Origin of the sequence: Burkholderia sp. Bp9142 (assembly GCF_003853415.1) — a bacterium.
Lineage (GTDB): Bacteria > Pseudomonadota > Gammaproteobacteria > Burkholderiales > Burkholderiaceae > Burkholderia.
In genome coordinates this window covers 23,142-40,734 of the sequence record NZ_QTPP01000017.1, presented here as the reverse complement: position 1 = coordinate 40,734, position 17,593 = coordinate 23,142, and the positions used below count along the sequence as shown (strand labels likewise).

Below are 17,593 nucleotides of genomic sequence, written 5' to 3'. Positions count from 1 at the left end.
CAGGTGTCCTTCGAAAAACCGATTGTAACGCATGACACAAAGTGTCCTATGATGTATCGTGTGTCTTGTAATGCCAGGGACACGGCCGCGGACGGCGCGGCACACCCGATCCATTCAGGAGGTGAACATGGCGGAAACGCTGAATTTGACGAAGGAGGCGCTGGTCGCGCTGGCGGAGCGGCGTCTCGAGAACGAGGTGGGCGACAGCGGCTGGTCCGCGCGGCAAAAGCTCGCGCTCACGTGCCGGATCCTGTTCGACGCCGGTCACGATTCGGGGCTGGCCGGGCAGATCACCTGCCGCGCGGGCGACGCCGGCACGTACTACACGCAGCGGCTCGGGCTCGGCTTCGACGAGATCTCGGCCGCGAACCTGCTGCGCGTGAACGAGGATCTCGATGTCGTCGATGGCGAAGGCATTCCGAACCCGGCCAACCGGTTCCATACGTGGATCTATCGCGAGCGCCCGGACGTGAACTGCATCATCCATACGCATCCGGCGCACGTCGCCGCGCTGTCGATGCTCGAGCAGCCGCTCGTGGTGTCGCACATGGACACCTGCCCGCTGTACGACGATTGCGCGTTCCTGAAGGACTGGCCCGGCGTGCCGGTCGGCAACGAGGAAGGCGAGATCATTTCGAAGGCGCTCGGCGGCAAGCGTGCGATCCTGCTGTCGCATCACGGCCAGCTCGTGGTCGGCAAGACGATCGAGGAAGCCTGCATGCTCGCGCTGCTGATCGAGCGGGCCGCGAAGCTGCAGCTGCTTGCGATGTCGGCAGGCGAGATCAGGCCGGTTCCGCCGGCGCTGGCGCGGGAAGCGCACGACTGGATTTCGAAGCCGAAGCGCGACACCGTGACGTTCGACTACTACGCGCGCCGCGCATTGCGCACGCATCGAGACTGCGTCGCATGAGCGGGCGCGCCGCTTCCGTCGTGTCAATCCATCATTGAGGAATCCACATCGTGTCCATTCTTTTGCAAGGCATTATCGCCTACCCGGTTACGCCGTTCTCCGCCGATGGCGGCGTCGATCTGCCGGCGCTCGATGCGCTGATCGAGCGCCTGATCGCCGACGGCGTCCACGCGATCGCTCCGCTGGGCAGTACCGGCGAGAGCGCGTACCTGTCCGACGCCGAATGGGAGTCGGTCGCCACTGCATCGATGCGCGCAGTGCGCCGGCGCGTGCCGACCGTCGTCGGCATCTCCGATCTCACGACGGCCGGTGCGGTGCGCCGCGCGCGCTTCGCCGAACGGGCCGGCGCCGATGCGGTGATGGTGCTGCCCGTGTCGTACTGGAAGCTCGGCAACGACGAGATCGTCGCGCACTACCGCGCGATCGGCGACGCCATCGGCATCCCGATCATGCTGTACAACAACCCCGCGACGAGCGGCGTCGACATGTCGCCGGACCTGATCGCGACGATCTGCAGGACCGTCGACAACGTGACGATGGTCAAGGAGAGCACCGGCGACATCGGGCGGATGCACCGGCTCGCGCAGTTGAGCGACGGGGCGATCCCGTTCTACAACGGCAGCAACCCGATGGCGCTTGCCGCGCTGGCCGCGGGCGCGGCCGGATGGTGCACGGCCGCGCCGAACCTGAATGCCGCGTTGCCGATTGCGCTGGTCGACGCGATGCGCGCGGGCGACCTGGTGCGCGCCCGGGCGGTGTTTCACGCGCAGCTGCCGCTGCTGCAGTTCATCGTCAACGGCGGCCTGCCGGTGACCGTGAAGGCCGGGTTGCGCCTGCGCGGCTTCGATGCGGGCGAGCCGAGAAGGCCGCTGCTGCCGCTCGGCGACGTGCGCATTCGCGAGCTCGAACGCCTGCTTGCGGCACTGCCGGACGGTGTCCCGGCATGAGCGCCGACGCACGGCCGGCGATCGCGGCCGCCATCGCCGCGGTGCGGGTCGGCGCGAGCCGGCCGCTGGCCGGCACGCCGCACGCGAGCGCGATCGACAAGCAGCCGGTCGACGCGCGTCTGTGGCTCGGCGCGCTCGGCTTTGCGGGCGACGAGCAGGCCGATGCGCGGTATCACGGCGGGCCCGACAAGGCGGTTCATCACTATGCGCGCGATCACTATGCGTGGTGGTCCGCGCAGATCGGGGGGCGCGACGTGCTCGCGCGGCCGGGCGCATTCGGCGAGAACCTGTCGACGCACGGCGTGACCGAGCGCGACGTGTGTCTCGGCGACGTGTTCACGCTGGGTGGTGCCGTGCTGCAGGTGTCGCAGTCGCGGCAGCCGTGCTGGAAGCTCAATGCGCGCTTCGATCATCCGCGCATGGCGGCGCTCGTGCAGCAAAGCGGCCGGACCGGCTGGTACTACCGCGTGCTGCACGAGGGCTGGGTGGCGCCGGGCGATGTGCTGGCGCTGCACGAGCGCCGGTATCCGCAATGGCCGCTGTCGACGGTGCTCGACGTGCTGTACCGGCGCACGCTCGACATGGCCGCGCTCGACGCGCTGTGCGACGTTCCGTTATTGCCGCCCGGCTGGCGCAAGATGTTCGACAAGCGCCGGACGGAGCGGCAGGTCGAAGACTGGACGAAGCGGCTCGAAGGATGACGGGCCGCGTGTGCGGCTCACTTGGCCGGCAGGTTCCGCACGTCGGCCGTCGGTTCGGCGCCGAACGCGTCGCTCAGCGCATGACCGATCAACTGCCGCGCGGCGGCCTCGGGCGTCGACAGTGCGCCGCTCGCCTTCAACTGGTCGAATTTCTCGCGCATCGGGAAGTGCTCTTCGCTGGTCGAGCGGATCGTCGCCTGCATGCCCGTATCGACGACGCCCGGCGCGACGCTGCAGATCCGCAGCGCGCGGTTCGCGTCGAGCGCGACGGCGCGTGCATGGTGGTCGAGCGCGGCCTTGGTCGCGCAATAGACGCTCCAGCCGGCGTATGCGTTGCGCGCGGCGCCGCTCGATACATGCAGGATCCGGCATTCGGTCGGGGCCGATACCGCCTGCACGAGCGCGGCCGACAACATTAGCGGCGCCGCGACGTTCAGGCCGACCGCGCGCGCGACGAGCGCCGGGTCCTGCGCGTCGAGCGGTCCGATCGGATCGACGATGCCCGCGTTGTTGAAGAGCAGCACGATCGACGCGCCGTCGACGAAGCTGCGCAGCGTGTCGCCGGCGAGCCAGGCCGCGACGGCCGACGTGTCCGACAGATCGAGTTCGATTTCGGCGAAGCGGCCGCCGGCCTGCGCGGCGAGCGACGGATGGCGGCTGCGCGACACGCCGAGCACGGCGATGCCTTCCTGCAGCAGTTGTTCGGCGATCGACGCGCCGAGGCCGCGCGCGTGTCCGGTGACGATGGCGCGCACATTCGGCGCTGAAGAGGATGCGGTCATGGCGGTGAACGAGTGAACGGATGAGCCGTGTCGACGGGTGGCGCGCATGCGCGGCGGCACGGCGTGCGGGACGGGCGATGCGCGGTGTTGGCGTTGCGGGCGAAGGCGGCCGCGCGCCGCGACGTGTTTCCGGATGAACGCGTATCGTAGCGCCGGCCTGCGCGACGCGCAAACGCGCAGCGACGCCGCGCGCGGGCGACGCGCGTGAATGCGCGGCGGCGCCGAACGTGGGCCTCGTCGCGCGACGCCGCACGGCCCATCCGTTGGACGAATGCCGGCTGCGGCAAGTCCGCGCGCCGCGGCGGCGAGTGGCGCCGGGCCCGACGTCGCGAGCTATCATATGGCTCGCCCGTTCGCGACGCCGGACGGGCGCGACGGTTTCCCTTCACCTGCTGCACGCTGCGACGCCATCCATGAACACCACGCCGGACATGCCCACGCCACGCGCCCTGCGCGAACTCACGCCCCTCGAGGCCCGGATTCTCGGGGTGCTCGTCGAGAAGCAGCACACGGTGCCGGACACCTATCCGCTGTCGCTGAATGCGCTGACCGCGGGCTGCAACCAGAAAACCGCACGCTCGCCGGTGATGAGCGCCAGCGATGACGAAGTCACGACCGCGCTCGACGGGCTCAAGCACCTGAGCCTCGTGATGGAGGGCAGCAGCAGCCGCGTGCCGCGTTTCGAGCACAACGTGAATCGCGTGCTCGGGATCCCGAGCCAGGCGATCGCGCTGCTGACGATCCTGCTGCTGCGCGGCCCGCAGACGGCCGCCGAACTGCGCCTGAACAGCGCACGCCTGCACGGCTTCGCGGACATCTCGTCGGTCGAGGCGTTCCTCGACGAACTCGCGGCGCGTGCGCAACCGCTCGTCGTCCGGCTGCCACGCGCGTCCGGTGCGCGCGAGAACCGCTGGATGCATCTGATGTGCGGCGAGGTGAACGTGGCCGATTTCGCCGGTTCGGATGCGGGTGGCGGCGCGGATTCCGTTCCGCCGTCCGAGTTCGAGGCGCTGAAGGCCGAGCAGAAGCGGCTTGCGGATGAAGTGGCGCGGCTGAGCGCACTCGTTCAGCGGATGGCGACCGAACTCGGGATCGACGTCGACGCGACGGGCGACGCGGGCTGACGGGGCCCCTGAGCCATCTCGATACCGGCGCGCCCGCGGGTGCGCCGGATGATGAACCTGCGCCGCTCGGCGGACCGAACCCGCACTACCAGCGGCACCCCGTCTTCGCGGACGCATCGACGTCCTGCGCCCACGCGAAATCGGTCTTCTTGCCGGTGCGCGCATTGGTGTACGTCATCGAGTAGACGATCGCACCCTGGCTCATCATCTCGTATTCGCCGTTGATCCTGCCGTCGACCATTTCCCACCAGATTGTCGTGAACTGGTACGGGCGGCCTTCCGCGAGTTCCTCCTGATCCATGTGCTTGAACAGCAGCGGAATCGCCGACTTCGATTTCGCGTACCGGACGACACCGCCTTGCCATTTGGCGACGTCGTCGTAATACGTGCGCAGCTCGAAGCGCACGGGTTTGTCGCCGGTCGTCCTGAAGCACAGCACTTCCGTGCTGACTTCGGCCGACACGGGCAATGCAAGGCATAGCAGCAGCGACGCGGCGAATGCTTTTTTCATGTTGGGATGTCAGTAATGGAGAAGCGCTTCAGCCGACGCTGATGCGCGTCGCGCCCGCATCGACGAGCCGGAACAGCAGGTCCTCGACGGCCGCGCCCGGCGCCGAGCCGAGATCCGCGCTCACGCGCCATCCCTGTTCCGTGCGCGCCGGCTCCGACAGATAGTGCACGATGCCGTGCAGGCCGTCCTCGGCCGGCACGCCTGCGTCGTCGGTGTCGAACCACGCGAAGAACCATGTCTTGAACGCGTCGGTGGCCGCGGCTTCGCCGAGACCATCGGCTTCGATCGTCGCCCAGTCCCACACGAACGGCCGGATCGACACGGCCGCCGTTTCGAGTTCGAACGCGAACGGCTCGAAATCCAGTTGCGCGGTCGAGTCGACCATCGCCGGCTGGCCGGCCGAGTCGCCTTCGGTGTGAACGACGTCGGCGCGGCACGGCAGCGCGAGCGGACCTTCGGTGGCCAGCGTGCCGTCGGCTTTCCGGTAGGCCGGTTCGACGACGGCCGCCGGTTGCGCTGCCGCTTGCGCGAGCAGGTCGGCGTAGGGCTGGCGGATGGCGCTGAGCAGTTCGGATACGGTCATCTTGGCGGGTCGGGTCATATTGCGAACGGTCAATCACGGACGGATGGTGCGTCGTGCCGCCTGCGTCGAACGACGGGCCGCATCGGCAGCGGACAGTCATGATCGTACGGTACTTCGGTGACGCGCGACCACTCGGCCGAACGGCCGGATCGCATCGCGACGAGCGATCATTGCGGCGGGGTTCAGGCGCTTACCTTCGAACAACGGAATCCGCATCGCTTGCGTCCTCGCCGCGCTTCGATTCATCCGGTCTGGAGTCCTGCACAATTGCATATCGAAAACGGACCGGACAGTTCACGCGAACGAGACCGTCGCTGGCACGGAATCCGCGTTGAAGCGGCCATCCGGTCAAGTCGCAACACAGCGAACGTCCTCGATGAAAGGCAGGTTATCCCCAGGGGCAACTCCGATGTCTTCCAGAGGTTCGATGACGATCGCCGTGTCATCGGCCTACGCCATTGGAATCGATTCCACCCGGCACGTTGCGCGACGGCGCGGAATCGATTCCGCCGTCGACGCCGCTGCTGCCCGGCTGCAACGTGATCGTGCCCGATACGGAAGGCCGGACGGCGGACTTCGCGGCCGGCGCCGAATCGGCGTCCTGACGTCGATCGCATTCCGCCGCCGCGCGTCGCTGCCGCCCCGCGCGAGTGCCATAATCGAGCCTGCCCATCATTCCAGACGTCCCCGGAGAATCCCCATGCAGAACCTCGACAATCCTTCCCACGATCGCGAGGTAGGCAGCGCCGACGCGACGCAGGACACCACCCGCATCGACGACGTCCGCATCGGCGCCGTGCGTCCGCTGATTTCCCCGGCGCTGCTGCAGGACGAGCTGCCGGTGCCGGCCGCCACGCAGACGCTCGTCGAGGACACGCGCCGCGCGATCGGCGACATCCTGCACGGCCGCGACGACCGGCTGCTGCTCGTCGTCGGCCCGTGCTCGATCCACGACCACGACCAGGCGCTCGAGTACGCCCGCCGCCTCAAGGCCGCCGCCGATGCGCTGAAGGACGACCTGCTGATCACGATGCGCGTGTACTTCGAGAAGCCGCGCACGACGGTCGGCTGGAAGGGGTACATCAACGATCCGCGGCTGGACGGCAGCTTCCGCATCAACGAAGGGCTGCGCGCCGCGCGGCAACTGCTGCTCGACATCAACGCGCTCGGCCTGCCGGCGTCGACCGAATTCCTCGACCTGCTGAGCCCGCAGTACATTGCCGACCTGATCGCGTGGGGCGCGATCGGCGCGCGCACGACCGAGAGCCAGAGCCATCGCCAGCTCGCGTCGGGGCTGAGCTGCCCGATCGGCTTCAAGAACGGCACCGACGGCGGCGTGCAGGTCGCGTCGGACGCGATCGTCGCCGCGCGCGCGAGCCATGCGTTCATGGGGATGACGAAGATGGGGATGGCCGCGATCTTCGAGACGCGCGGCAACGACGACGCGCACGTGATCCTGCGCGGCGGCAAGAGCGGGCCGAACTACGACGCCGGGCACGTCGAGGCGAGCTGCGCGGTGCTGCGCAAGAGCGGGTTGCGCGAGCAGGTGATGGTCGATTGCTCGCATGCGAATTCGAACAAGTCGCATGAGCGGCAGATCGACGTCGCGCAGGATCTCGCGCGGCAGCTGTCGCAGGGCGAGCACCGGATCGTCGGCGTGATGGTGGAGAGCCATCTCGAGGCCGGGCGCCAGGATCTGAAGCCGGGCGTGCCGTTGCAGTACGGCGTGTCGATCACCGATGCGTGCCTGAGCTGGTCGCAGACCGAGCCGGTGCTCGATGTGCTGGCGGAGGCGGTGCGGCATCGCCGGGTGTATTCGCGCAACGCGTGATGCAGCGTGGCGGGGCGCCGGGGCGGCGCGCACCGCCTATCCGCACGATCGTTGATCTCCATCCTGTCCGGCCCGCCTGCCACGTTGCACCCCGGACGCACGATCCGGCGAATGTCGCTACCATGAACGCCGTGTTGCATGCTGCGGCCCGGCCATGCCGGTCCGTCATGCGCGCGCGCAGTGGCGGCGCGGCCGGCTGCCACGCGACCGACGAAGCGCGGGGCGCTCACCGATCAGCCGTTGCGCCCGCGTCGCTTCGCTCCCGGAATCAACAACAACCGAACCGGAGTGCAATACTCATGAAGTTCTACAAGACCCTCATCGCAGCAACCGTCCTCGCGTCGAGCGTCAGCGCGCACGCGCAGATCGCCGGCGCGCAGCCGCTCAGCGTGACCGTCGAGCAATCGCAGGCGCTGCTCGAAGGCTGGAGCGTGAAGAAGAGCGTGCTCGGCAAGGCCGTGTACAACGACGCGAACCAGAAGGTCGGCACGGTGCGCGACCTGATCGTCGCGCCGGACGGCTCGGTGTCGGCGGCGATCGTGTCGGCCGGCGGCTTCCTCGGCGTGGCCGCGCATGACGTCGCGGTGCCGATCGCGTCGCTCGACGTGCGCAACGGCAACATCTACCTGCCGGGCGCGACGAAGGATGCGCTGAAGGCGACGCCGGCGTTCCAGTACGCGAAGGTGCCGTCGGCGCCGAAGCCGAAGAAGCTCGACGAACAGCACTGATGCACGCGGCCCGGCGAGCGACGTGCCGGGCCCGGCCGATGCGGGCCACGTCGCGCCGCGCGTCGGTCGATCGCGGGCGCACCCGCGCCCGCATCCCCTCCGTCTACGTAATTCTACGTAGCCACGCATACGTAATTGTGCGCTTGTAAGCCGCCCCCGTCGCGCGGAATACTACGGCCCATCGCCGTGGCCTCCACGAGGCGCGGCGCGACGCATCGACGTCACGCGGGTTCGGCCCCTCGCCGGAACCACTCAAAACCACATTGGAGACCAGGAGACGCCATGAATCGGGCTTCCAGTACCCTGCTCTGGATCGCGGTCGCGCTGCTCGGCGCGTTCGCGTTCGGGACGATCGCACTTGCGCACGGCGAACGCGTCAGCGCGCTCTGGATCGTGATCGCCGCAGTCTGCGTGTATCTGATCGCATATCGCTTCTACAGCCGTTTCATCGCCAGCAAGGTCATGCAGCTCGACGGGCTGCGGATGACGCCGGCCGTCAAGTACAACGACGGCCTCGACTACGTGCCGACCAACAAGTACGTGCTGTTCGGCCATCACTTCGCCGCGATCGCCGGCGCCGGGCCGCTCGTCGGCCCCGTGCTCGCCGCGCAGATGGGCTACACGCCCGGCATGCTGTGGATCCTGGCCGGCGTCGTGTTTGCCGGCGCGGTGCAGGACTTCATCGTGCTGTTCATCTCGACGCGCCGCGACGGCCGCTCGCTCGGCGACCTCGTCAAGATGGAGCTCGGCACGGTGCCCGGCGTGATCGCGCTGTTCGGCGCGTTCCTGATCATGGTGATCATCCTCGCGGTGCTCGCGCTGATCGTCGTGAAGGCGCTGACGAATTCGCCGTGGGGCACGTTCACCGTCGCCGCGACGATTCCGATCGCGCTGTTCATGGGCGTCTACACGCGCTACATCCGCCCGGGCCGCATCGGCGAAGTGTCGATCATCGGCTTCTTCGGGCTGATGGCGGCGATCGCGTTCGGCCAGAATGTGAGCGCGTCGCCGACGCTCGCCGCATGGTTCACGTTCAACGGCACGCAGCTCACGTGGATCCTGATCGGCTACGGCTTCGTCGCGTCGGTGCTGCCGGTGTGGCTGCTGCTCGCGCCGCGCGACTACCTGTCGACGTTCCTGAAGATCGGCACGATCCTCGGCCTCGCGATCGGCATCCTGGTCGTCGCGCCGGAGCTGAAGATGCCCGCGCTGACGAAGTTCGTCGACGGCACGGGCCCGGTGTGGTCGGGCAACCTGTTCCCGTTCCTGTTCATCACGATCGCGTGCGGCGCGGTGTCGGGCTTCCACGCGCTGATCTCGTCGGGCACGACGCCGAAGCTGATCGACAACGAAACCAACGCGCGCTTCATCGGTTACGGCGCGATGCTGATGGAATCGTTCGTCGCGATCATGGCGCTGGTCGCCGCGTGCGTGATCGAGCCGGGCATCTATTTCGCGATGAACGCGCCGGCGGCCGTGCTCGGCTCGACGCCGGAAGCCGTCGCGAACACGGTCACGCAATGGGGCTTCGTGCTGACGCCCGACATGCTGACGCAGACCGCGAAGGCCGTCGGCGAGACGACGATCATCGCGCGCGCGGGCGGCGCGCCGACGCTGGCCGTCGGCATGGCGCACATCCTGCACCAGGTGATCGGCGGCGAAGCGATGATGGCGTTCTGGTATCACTTCGCGATCCTGTTCGAGGCGCTGTTCATCCTGACGGCCGTCGATGCCGGCACGCGCGCGGGCCGCTTCATGCTGCAGGACCTGCTCGGCACGTTCCACCCGGCGCTCAAGCGCACCGAGTCGCTGCCCGCGAACCTGGTCGCCACCGCGCTGTGCGTGGCCGCGTGGGGCTACTTCCTGTACCAGGGCGTGGTCGATCCGCTCGGCGGCATCAACACGCTGTGGCCGCTGTTCGGCATCTCGAACCAGATGCTCGCCGCGATCGCGCTGGTGCTCGGCACCGTCGTGCTGTTCAAGATGAAGCGCGAGCGCTACGCATGGGTGACGCTCGTGCCGACCGCATGGCTGCTGATCTGCACGCTGACGGCCGGCTGGCAGAAGATCTTCGATGCGAATCCGAAGGTCAGCTTCCTCGCGCACGCCGCGAAGCTGCAGGCCGCGGTGGACGAAGGCAAGGTGCTCGCGCCGGCGAAGTCGGTCGCGCAGATGCAGCGGATCATCTTCAACGACTATATCGATGCGGCGCTGGCCGGCCTGTTCATGTTCGTCGTCGTGTCGATCGCGGCGTACGGCCTGCTCGCCGTGCTGCGCGCGCGCCGCGAGTCGAGGCCGACCGTGCGCGAGACGCCGTACGAGCCGATGCCGGCCGCGCAGGCGCTCGGCAGCGGACGATAACGGGAGGCCGCGATGTTCAGCGATCTTGGCAGCGACTTGCGGAGCGCGGGGCGTTACCTCGGGCAGGCGTTGCGGCTGATGGTCGGCCTGCCCGACTACGACACCTATGTCGCGCACATGCGCGAAACCCATCCGGACCGCGAGCCGATGACGTACGAGGCATTTTTCCGCGAGCGTCAGAATGCGCGGTACGGGTCGGGGGCGGGGAAGTGTTGCTGAAGCTGGCGGGTATGGCCTGACGGCAAGACGGTCCGGTGACGGAACGGGAAGCGCCGCGAAGGGATTCGCGGCGCTTTTTCTTTCCGGGCCCGGCGGCATGCTTGCGACCCGCCGTCGCCACGGTGTTTGACGGCGTTCAGCGCGACATGATCCGCCCGCCGGTATCATAAGGCCCAGCTTTGTTCCGATGAATTCGCGCAGGAGAACCCGTCGTGCATGCCGGTGAGCGTTTCAACAGCATTTCCCATCTCGTCGGCGCGGTGCTGTCGGTGGCAGGCCTCGTCGCGCTCGTGACGATGGGCGCGCTCGAAGGCGACCCGTACAAGATCGTGAGCTTCAGCGTGTACGGCGCGATGCTGATCCTGCTCTACGCGATCTCGACGCTGTATCACAGCGTGCGCAACCCGCGGCTCAAGGCGATCCTGCAGAAGTGCGACCATTCGGCCATTTATCTGCTGATCGCGGGCAGCTACACCCCGTTCACGCTCGTCACGCTGCGCGGCCCGTGGGGCTGGTCGCTGTTCGGCGTGAGCTGGGGGCTCGCCGCATTCGGGATCGCGCAGGAACTCACGCTCGGACGGCGCACGCGCATCGTGTCGATGGTGCTGTACGTGCTGATGGGCTGGCTCGCGCTCGTCGCGATCCGCCCGCTGATCCATGCGCTGCCGCCGGTGGGCGCCGCCTGGCTCGTGGCCGGCGGCGTCATCTACAGTGCGGGCATCTACTTCTTCATCAACGACGAGCGCATCCGTCACGGGCACGGTATCTGGCACCTTTTCGTGCTGGCCGGCAGCCTGTGCCAGTTCGTCAGCGTCGCGATCTATGTCGCGTGAGCGGGTGCGGCACGGCGCGCGTCATGCGTGCCCGGCCGCCCGGGCTGCATCACGCAGCGCCACGAATCCGACCCACCCCCAATAGACGCGATGATGCGCGATCAGCCCGTCGCGCAGTTCCATCACCTCGACGAGATCGACCTGATCGCCTTCCGGCGTTGCGCGCGGATATTCCCACGTGAGTTGCCGGCCGTTCGAGAAGAACAGCCCGGTCCGATACCAGCGTCCGAGCTTGTTGCCCGGATTGCGCAGGCCCGCGGCGAAGAATTCGCCGATCGCGGCCTTGCCGTGCAGCACGCCCGAGCCGTGGTCGGGCAGCGTGACGACGATCAGCGGCGTTTCGAGTATCGCGTCGTCCGCGTACAGCGACATCAGCGCGTCGAGGTCGCGGGCGACGACCGCGGCGTGCCAGTCTCGATGAACGCGTTGCGCATCGGTCTCGGGGTGTGTCATGGCGGGTTCCGGCAAGTGTGAGCAACGGAGCCACTGTATTGACGCAACGCCGCCGGACGTTTCAGCGCGACCCGAAACATGGATGTCGCGTGGGCCGCACGCGACCGCGTGCCGCCCGTCAGCCCGTCAGCGCGCCGAGATTCAGTTCATGCGACTTGCCGATCCACACGGCGCTGTCCCGGTGGTCGCGCAGTTCGTCGTTCGTATTCGGGTGCAGGAAGATGTCGAGCGCGCCGTGATTCAGCACGAGCCACGGCACGATGGTGTCGAAGCGCGCGGCGTCGAATGCGATCTGGTACGACCAGGCCGGATGCGGACCGACGAGGCGTTCGTGAAAGCGGCCGAGTTCGATGATCGCGCCGAACCGCTCTTCGACGACGAGGCGAAACGCCCAGGCCGTGTCGCGGCTGGCGGCGTCGAAGTAGACGTGTGCGTGCCAACTGTCGATGGCGGTGGTGTCGATGGCGGCCATGGCGGAACTCGAGAGAAGAATAGGGAAGGCATGAGAGCCGTGACATACGGCCGACATGTAATTATCGCGCGTCCTTGTCGGACACGTCTTGTCGCGGAACGGTAAGTCGACGCGGAGGATTTGCCGCCCGTCAGGGAAACCGGATCGTTCGATGAGATTTTTCTCGCGTGTGTCCACGCATGCGGCATCGCGCCGAAAGCCTGGCCGGCCGGTGATCCGGCCGCAATCTCGACGGCAATACGTCATTTCGAAAACCGCAAAGGCGATTCACGCGCCGCTTCGCATGGTCTGCGAAAACGCGATCAGGCAGTTGAATGAAATAAAGAAATTCCGGTCAGGCGGCAGTGGCGAAACACGCGGATCGCGGCCAGGCTGCCGGTGCCGAAAATATCAATTGCGGAATCGGCTATTCAAGCGCACAGCCACGCGACATACGATGATCGCACCGCATCGACGACGACGATCGATGCGGAAACAACCATCTGGAGGCCGTGATGCGATCCGTTGTTTCCCTCGCTGTCCTGTCCGGCGCGCTTGCCGTGCTGCCCGCCGCGAGCTTTGCGCAGTCCGTCGACACGGAGTGGCAGTCGAACGTTGCACCGTTGAACTGGTCGGCGGCGCGTGCCGAGACCGACGTGCAACTGATGCAGATGACGCGCGCCGGCTATCGTGCGACGACAGCCGGCAACCAGAACTATCCGCTCGCGATGCAGCGTGCGCTCGAATGCGTGAGGAACCCGGTGCCCGACCGCATGCGGGAACCGGCCGTTCTGCATTGAGCGGCGGCAGCGCGGCCGACGCCCGGGCCGTGTTTCATACTTGTCCCATTCACTGGGGCTGACGCTCGCCGTCTAATGTCACGACAGGAGCCGAACGGGTTCGGGCGATAACGATCCATCCTCGCGTTTGCGATGATCGTGCGTGTCGGCGCGAACGCATTCGTTTCGGTCAGGAGGAGCGATGGCGCTATACAGGATCGGCGGTTACTTCACGTGCGGAAGCGGCCGCGCATTCAGCGAGAACCTGCCGCCGGGCAGCGAAGTGACGGTCGCGGGCATCTATCGATGCACCGTGTGCGGCGACGAGGTCGGCATCGCGAAGTGGCAGTCGCTGCCGTCCGAGGACGCACATCGGCACGATCTCGATCCGCCGTCCGACCCGCTGCTCGATCCCGGCCCGACCGCATGGCAGTTGATCGCGGCGGCCCAGTCGAGGCATTGAGCGAGCGGCGTTCGCATGCGCATGCGTATGCGCACCGGCCCATGACGACGTCCGACAAAACAAAAGCGCCACGGAGCGAACTCCGTGGCGCTTTCTTGCTGCCTGACTGCGCGGCGGCGCCCGCCCCCGCGCAGCGACACGCGCTTAAGCCGCCGTTGCCGGCTTCGCCGGCTTCTGCAGCTTGCCCTTGCCGGCGCGCTGGATTTCATCGAGCTTGATCTCGACGTGGCGCGAGAACACGTACTCGGCCGGACGCTGCTTCGCGATCGAGATGTCCGGTGCGAACGGGCCGTCGGTCTTGATGCCCTTCTTGCTCACGCGCAGCGCCTTCAGCGGATGCGCGATCGTGTCCATCACGGCGGTGGCCTCGAAGCCGCAGTGGACCATGCAGTCCGCGCACTTCTCGTAGTTGCCGACGCCGTAGTTGTCCCAGTTCGTGTCTTCCATCAGCTCCTTGAAGGTCTTCACGTAACCTTCGCCGACCAGATAGCACGGCTTCTGCCAGCCGAACACGGTGCGCGCCGGGTTGCCCCACGGCGTGCACTTGTACGTCTGGTTGCCGGCCAGGAAGTCGAGGAACAGCGACGACTGGCTGAACGACCAGCGCTTGCCGCCTTCGCCGCGCTTCAGGATTTCTCGGAACAGGTTCTTCGTCTTGTCGCGGTTCAGGAAGTGCTGCTGATCCGGCGCGCGCTCGTACGCATAGCCCGGCGACACGGTGATGCCGTCGACGCCGATCGGCTTCAACGTATCGAAGAACTTCGCGACGCGCTCGGGGATCGCATCGTTGAACAGCGTGCAGTTGATGTTCACGCGGAAGCCGCGGCGCTTCGCTTCCTTGATCGCTGCGACCGCCTTGTCGTACACGCCTTCCTGCGACACGGAATGGTCGTGCATGTCTTTGTCGCCGTCGAGGTGGACCGACCAGACGAAGTACGGATTCGGCTCGTAGTCGTCCATCTTCTTTTCCATCAGGAGCGCGTTCGTGCACAGGTACACGAACTTCTTGCGCTTCATGATGCCCTTGACGATCTCCGGCATCTCCTTGTGGAGCAGCGGCTCGCCGCCGGCGATCGACACGATGGGCGCGCCGCACTCGTCGACGGCTTCCAGGCATTCCTCGATGGACAGGCGCTGGTTCAGGATCGGGTCCGGATAATCGATCTTGCCGCAGCCGTTACAGGCGAGGTTGCAGCGGAACAGCGGCTCGAGCATCAGCGCGAGCGGATAGCGTTTGTTGCCGGACAGGTGTTGGCGCATGATGTATGCGCCGACGCGGACTTGCTGGAGCAGCGGAATAGACAAGAGTTGTCCTCCTTAAACTTCGCGGGCGACAGCTTGCGTAAGCTTCGCCGGCAACTTGAATTCGACTTTTTCTTCACGGCCCGCCATCGTCGTGACATCGACGGACCCCAGCGCGCGCAGCGCGCCGATTACATCCTCAACCATTTCCTCGGGTGCCGACGCGCCGGCGGTCAGGCCGACCGTCTGCACGCCCGCGAACCATTCGGGCTTCACTTCCGAGCCGTCGGCGACGAGATAGCTCGGCACGCCGCTTTCGGTGCCGATCTCGCGCAGGCGGTTCGAGTTCGAGCTGTTCGTTGCACCGACGACCAGCAGCACGTCGACCTGGCCGCTCAGTTCGCGCACGGCGGCCTGGCGGTTCTGCGTCGCATAGCAGATGTCGCGCGTGTCCGGGCCGACGATGTCGGTGAACCGGCGCTGCAGCGCTTCGATGATGCCGCGCGTGTCGTCGACCGACAGGGTCGTCTGCGTGACATACGCGACCGGCGTGTCGACCGGCAGCGTCAGCGTATCGACTTCGGCCTCGCTCTGCACGAGGATCACCTCGGCCGGAATCTGGCCGATCGTGCCCTCGACTTCCGGGTGGCCCGCATGGCCGATCAGGATCAGCCGGCGGCCCGCCGCGACATACTGGCGGCCCTGCACGTGCACTTTCGTGACGAGCGGGCAGGTTGCATCCAGCACGTCGAGCCCGCGCGTTTGCGCATCGCGCTCGACCGTCTGGGCGACACCGTGCGCACTGAAGATCGCCACGGCGCCGTGCGGCACCTCGTCGAGTTCCTCAACGAATCGTGCCCCTTTATTACGCAGGTTTTCGACGACATGCCGGTTATGCACGATCTCATGACGCACATAGACCGGCGCGCCGTGCTGTTGCAGCGCGCGATCGACGATCTCGATCGCACGGACAACCCCCGCACAGAAGCCGCGGGGCTGGGCAAGGATGACTCGCATAAGTGAGCGAACTCCGACGACAGACGCCGGGGTTCGAGGAGCTGGCACCGCTCGCTCGCCCCGGCTTGATGTTATGAAGGCAGGAAACGAACCGGCCAGGCCAGGCCCCGGAACCCCGAATTAGTCGCGCATTTTAACCCTATCGGGCCGTCCTTGCTCTGGTGCTGTAGCCGCCGTGTTGCATCCGCCGCAACGCCGCGTCGGCGCTCGTGCGCGCGGAACCCGGTAAACTGCGCGGTTTCGCGGGCAGCCTGTCCGGCTGCCCGGCGTCGCGCTCATTTCAAGGCCATTCGATGACCGTCGATTCTTACGCGTATTGCCCTGCCGCCCGCGCGGTGACGGGTGCTTTCAATCCGACCCCGATTGTGATCGAACGATTCGGCGCCACGGGCGGCCGGACTGCTCGCGCCGGCGTCCGGCAGGAGGCTTGCCGATGATGCTGGCGATGACCTTCCTGGTGTCCGGCCTGTCGCTGCTGATCTGGATCGTGCTGCTCGTCGCGCGCGGCGGCTTCTGGCGCGCGCGGCCCGCGCGGGCACTGCCGCCGGAGGCGCGCGGCGCCGCGGCCGAGGCCGGCTGGCCGGCCGTCGTCGCGGTCGTGCCGGCGCGCAACGAGGCCGACGTGATCGCCCAGGCGGCGACGTCGCTGCTCGAGCAGGACTATCCGGGCGACTTTCATCTGATCATTGTCGACGACCATAGCGACGACGGCACCGCCGACGCGGCCCGCGCGGCCGCGCTCGCGATCAACCGCGCCGAGCGCCTGACGGTGCTGGCCGCGAAGCCGCTGCCGGCCGGCTGGTCGGGCAAGGTGTGGGCGCAGTCGCAGGGCATCGCCGCGGTGCGCACGCTCGGGCTGCCGGCCGACTACCTGCTGCTGACGGATGCCGACATCGGCCATCCGCCCGACGCCGTCGCCCAGCTCGTCACGCGCGCGCAGGCCGAGCAGCGCGATCTCGTGTCGCTGATGGTGCGGCTGCGCTGCGATTCGTTCTGGGAAAAGGCGCTGATCCCGGCGTTCGTGTTCTTCTTCGCGAAGCTCTATCCGTTCTCGTGGATCAACGATCCGCGCAACCGGACGGCAGGCGCCGCGGGCGGTTGCATGCTGGTCAAGCGCAGCGCGCTCGAGGAGGCGGGCGGTATCGAATCGATCCGCGGCGCGCTGATCGACGACTGCAGCCTCGCCGCGCAGATCAAGCATCGCGGCAGCGGCCGGCATCCGATCCGGCTGGACCTCGCCGACCGCAGCGTGTCGCTGCGCCCGTACGACAGCTGGCGCGACATCTGGAACATGATCGCGCGCACCGCGTTCACGCAGCTCCATTATTCGCCGCTGCTGCTGGCCGGCACGCTGCTCGGGATGACGATCATCTACCTCGTGCCGCCCGTCGCCGCGATCGTCTACGGCGCGCGTGCCTGGCCGGCGTGGCTTGCGTGGGCGTCGATGTGTACCGCGTATGCGCCGATGCTGCGCTACTACCGGCGCTCGCCGCTGTGGGCGCCCGCGCTGCCGCTCGTCGCGCTGTTCTACGTCGGCGCGACGTTCGCGTCCGCGTGGCGCTACTGGCGCGGCAAGGGCGGCCAGTGGAAGGCGCGCGTGCAGGCGCCGGTGGAGCGCTGAACCGAACCACGCCGGCGCATGCCGGCTGGCTGTACGG

19 protein-coding genes and 1 pseudogene are annotated in these 17,593 nt (G+C 67.4%); 13 read left to right on the top strand and 7 right to left on the bottom strand.

The annotated features are described in order from the left end of the window. Positions 1–127: 127 nt before the first annotated feature. Genes DIE22_RS19775 through DIE22_RS19765 form a run of 3 tightly spaced genes read left to right on the top strand, consistent with a single transcriptional unit; the run spans position 128 to position 2,558 of the window. On the top strand, positions 128–910 hold the full coding sequence (locus DIE22_RS19775; RefSeq protein WP_124498711.1) for an aldolase: 783 nt from the start codon (positions 128–130) through the stop codon (positions 908–910). A gap of 50 nt (positions 911–960) precedes the next feature. Then, positions 961–1,857: a dihydrodipicolinate synthase family protein gene (locus DIE22_RS19770; protein ID WP_124498710.1), complete on the top strand. Its 897-nt coding sequence runs from the start codon at positions 961–963 to the stop codon at positions 1,855–1,857. After that, complete coding sequence (locus DIE22_RS19765; RefSeq protein WP_124498709.1) at positions 1,854–2,558, top strand: MOSC domain-containing protein; 705 nt, start codon at positions 1,854–1,856, stop codon at positions 2,556–2,558. Before DIE22_RS19770 ends, DIE22_RS19765 begins: the two co-directional genes overlap by 4 nt. Before the next feature lie 17 nt (positions 2,559–2,575). Here the strand turns inward: DIE22_RS19765 and DIE22_RS19760 are convergent, their stop codons facing one another. Continuing rightward, complete coding sequence (locus tag DIE22_RS19760) at positions 2,576–3,340, bottom strand: SDR family oxidoreductase (RefSeq protein ID WP_124498708.1); 765 nt, start codon at positions 3,338–3,340, stop codon at positions 2,576–2,578. 413 nt (positions 3,341–3,753) lie between these two features. Here DIE22_RS19760 and DIE22_RS19755 point away from each other — a divergent pair, with 413 nt between their 5' ends. Beyond that, complete coding sequence (locus DIE22_RS19755) at positions 3,754–4,464, top strand: YceH family protein (protein ID WP_124498707.1); 711 nt, start codon at positions 3,754–3,756, stop codon at positions 4,462–4,464. Between the two features lie 85 nt (positions 4,465–4,549). Here DIE22_RS19755 and DIE22_RS19750 read toward each other — a convergent pair whose 3' ends face one another. Together DIE22_RS19750 and DIE22_RS19745 are read right to left on the bottom strand one after the other, a co-directional pair. After that, positions 4,550–4,975 (bottom strand): hypothetical protein, encoded by a 426-nt coding sequence (locus DIE22_RS19750; RefSeq protein WP_124498706.1) that lies wholly within the window; start codon positions 4,973–4,975, stop codon positions 4,550–4,552. A gap of 28 nt (positions 4,976–5,003) precedes the next feature. Then, positions 5,004–5,558 (bottom strand): hypothetical protein, encoded by a 555-nt coding sequence (locus DIE22_RS19745; RefSeq protein ID WP_124498705.1) that lies wholly within the window; start codon positions 5,556–5,558, stop codon positions 5,004–5,006. A gap of 458 nt (positions 5,559–6,016) precedes the next feature. On the opposite strand from DIE22_RS19745, the gene DIE22_RS38280 reads away from it, so the two are divergent. The 6 genes from DIE22_RS38280 (at position 6,017) to trhA (ending at position 11,530) form a co-directional block, all read left to right on the top strand. Beyond that, entirely contained in the window at positions 6,017–6,163 is a 147-nt protein-coding gene (locus DIE22_RS38280; protein WP_185640655.1) for a hypothetical protein, read from the top strand. A 95-nt stretch (positions 6,164–6,258) separates the two neighbouring features. Then, a complete protein-coding gene (locus DIE22_RS19740) occupies positions 6,259–7,389 on the top strand; it encodes a 3-deoxy-7-phosphoheptulonate synthase (RefSeq protein WP_124498704.1) in 1,131 nt (376 codons plus the stop codon). Between the two features lie 299 nt (positions 7,390–7,688). Next, the gene (locus DIE22_RS19735) at positions 7,689–8,117 is read left to right on the top strand and encodes a PRC-barrel domain-containing protein (RefSeq protein WP_124498703.1); all 429 of its coding nucleotides are present in this window, start codon (positions 7,689–7,691) and stop codon (positions 8,115–8,117) included. Between the two features lie 282 nt (positions 8,118–8,399). Continuing rightward, positions 8,400–10,478 carry a carbon starvation CstA family protein gene (locus DIE22_RS19730; protein WP_124498702.1) on the top strand — a complete coding sequence of 693 codons (2,079 nt, stop codon included), beginning with the start codon at positions 8,400–8,402 and terminating at the stop codon, positions 10,476–10,478. 12 nt (positions 10,479–10,490) lie between these two features. After that, the gene (locus DIE22_RS19725) at positions 10,491–10,697 is read left to right on the top strand and encodes a YbdD/YjiX family protein (RefSeq protein ID WP_014900797.1); all 207 of its coding nucleotides are present in this window, start codon (positions 10,491–10,493) and stop codon (positions 10,695–10,697) included. A gap of 212 nt (positions 10,698–10,909) precedes the next feature. Then, the gene (gene trhA / locus DIE22_RS19720) at positions 10,910–11,530 is read left to right on the top strand and encodes a PAQR family membrane homeostasis protein TrhA (protein WP_124498701.1); all 621 of its coding nucleotides are present in this window, start codon (positions 10,910–10,912) and stop codon (positions 11,528–11,530) included. 21 nt (positions 11,531–11,551) lie between these two features. Here trhA and DIE22_RS19715 read toward each other — a convergent pair whose 3' ends face one another. Both DIE22_RS19715 and DIE22_RS19710 read right to left on the bottom strand, forming a co-directional pair. Next, a complete protein-coding gene (locus DIE22_RS19715; RefSeq protein WP_124498700.1) occupies positions 11,552–11,983 on the bottom strand; it encodes a nuclear transport factor 2 family protein in 432 nt (143 codons plus the stop codon). A 118-nt stretch (positions 11,984–12,101) separates the two neighbouring features. After that, positions 12,102–12,455 carry a DOPA 4,5-dioxygenase family protein gene (locus DIE22_RS19710; RefSeq protein WP_124605930.1) on the bottom strand — a complete coding sequence of 118 codons (354 nt, stop codon included), beginning with the start codon at positions 12,453–12,455 and terminating at the stop codon, positions 12,102–12,104. A 494-nt stretch (positions 12,456–12,949) separates the two neighbouring features. Here DIE22_RS19710 and DIE22_RS19705 point away from each other — a divergent pair. Then, positions 12,950–13,216, top strand: a pseudogene (locus tag DIE22_RS19705) (hypothetical protein); the annotation flags it as partial. Between the two features lie 199 nt (positions 13,217–13,415). Further along, positions 13,416–13,676 (top strand): hypothetical protein, encoded by a 261-nt coding sequence (locus DIE22_RS19700; RefSeq protein WP_124605929.1) that lies wholly within the window; start codon positions 13,416–13,418, stop codon positions 13,674–13,676. A gap of 144 nt (positions 13,677–13,820) precedes the next feature. Here DIE22_RS19700 and hpnH read toward each other — a convergent pair whose 3' ends face one another. After that, entirely contained in the window at positions 13,821–14,981 is a 1,161-nt protein-coding gene (gene hpnH, locus DIE22_RS19695; RefSeq protein ID WP_124498697.1) for an adenosyl-hopene transferase HpnH, read from the bottom strand. Positions 14,982–14,993: 12 nt separating this feature from the next. After that, complete coding sequence (ispH, locus tag DIE22_RS19690; RefSeq protein ID WP_124498696.1) at positions 14,994–15,935, bottom strand: 4-hydroxy-3-methylbut-2-enyl diphosphate reductase; 942 nt, start codon at positions 15,933–15,935, stop codon at positions 14,994–14,996. Positions 15,936–16,368: 433 nt separating this feature from the next. Here ispH and DIE22_RS19680 point away from each other — a divergent pair, with 433 nt between their 5' ends. Continuing rightward, positions 16,369–17,556 carry a glycosyltransferase gene (locus DIE22_RS19680; protein WP_124498695.1) on the top strand — a complete coding sequence of 396 codons (1,188 nt, stop codon included), beginning with the start codon at positions 16,369–16,371 and terminating at the stop codon, positions 17,554–17,556. Positions 17,557–17,593: the final 37 nt, after the last annotated feature.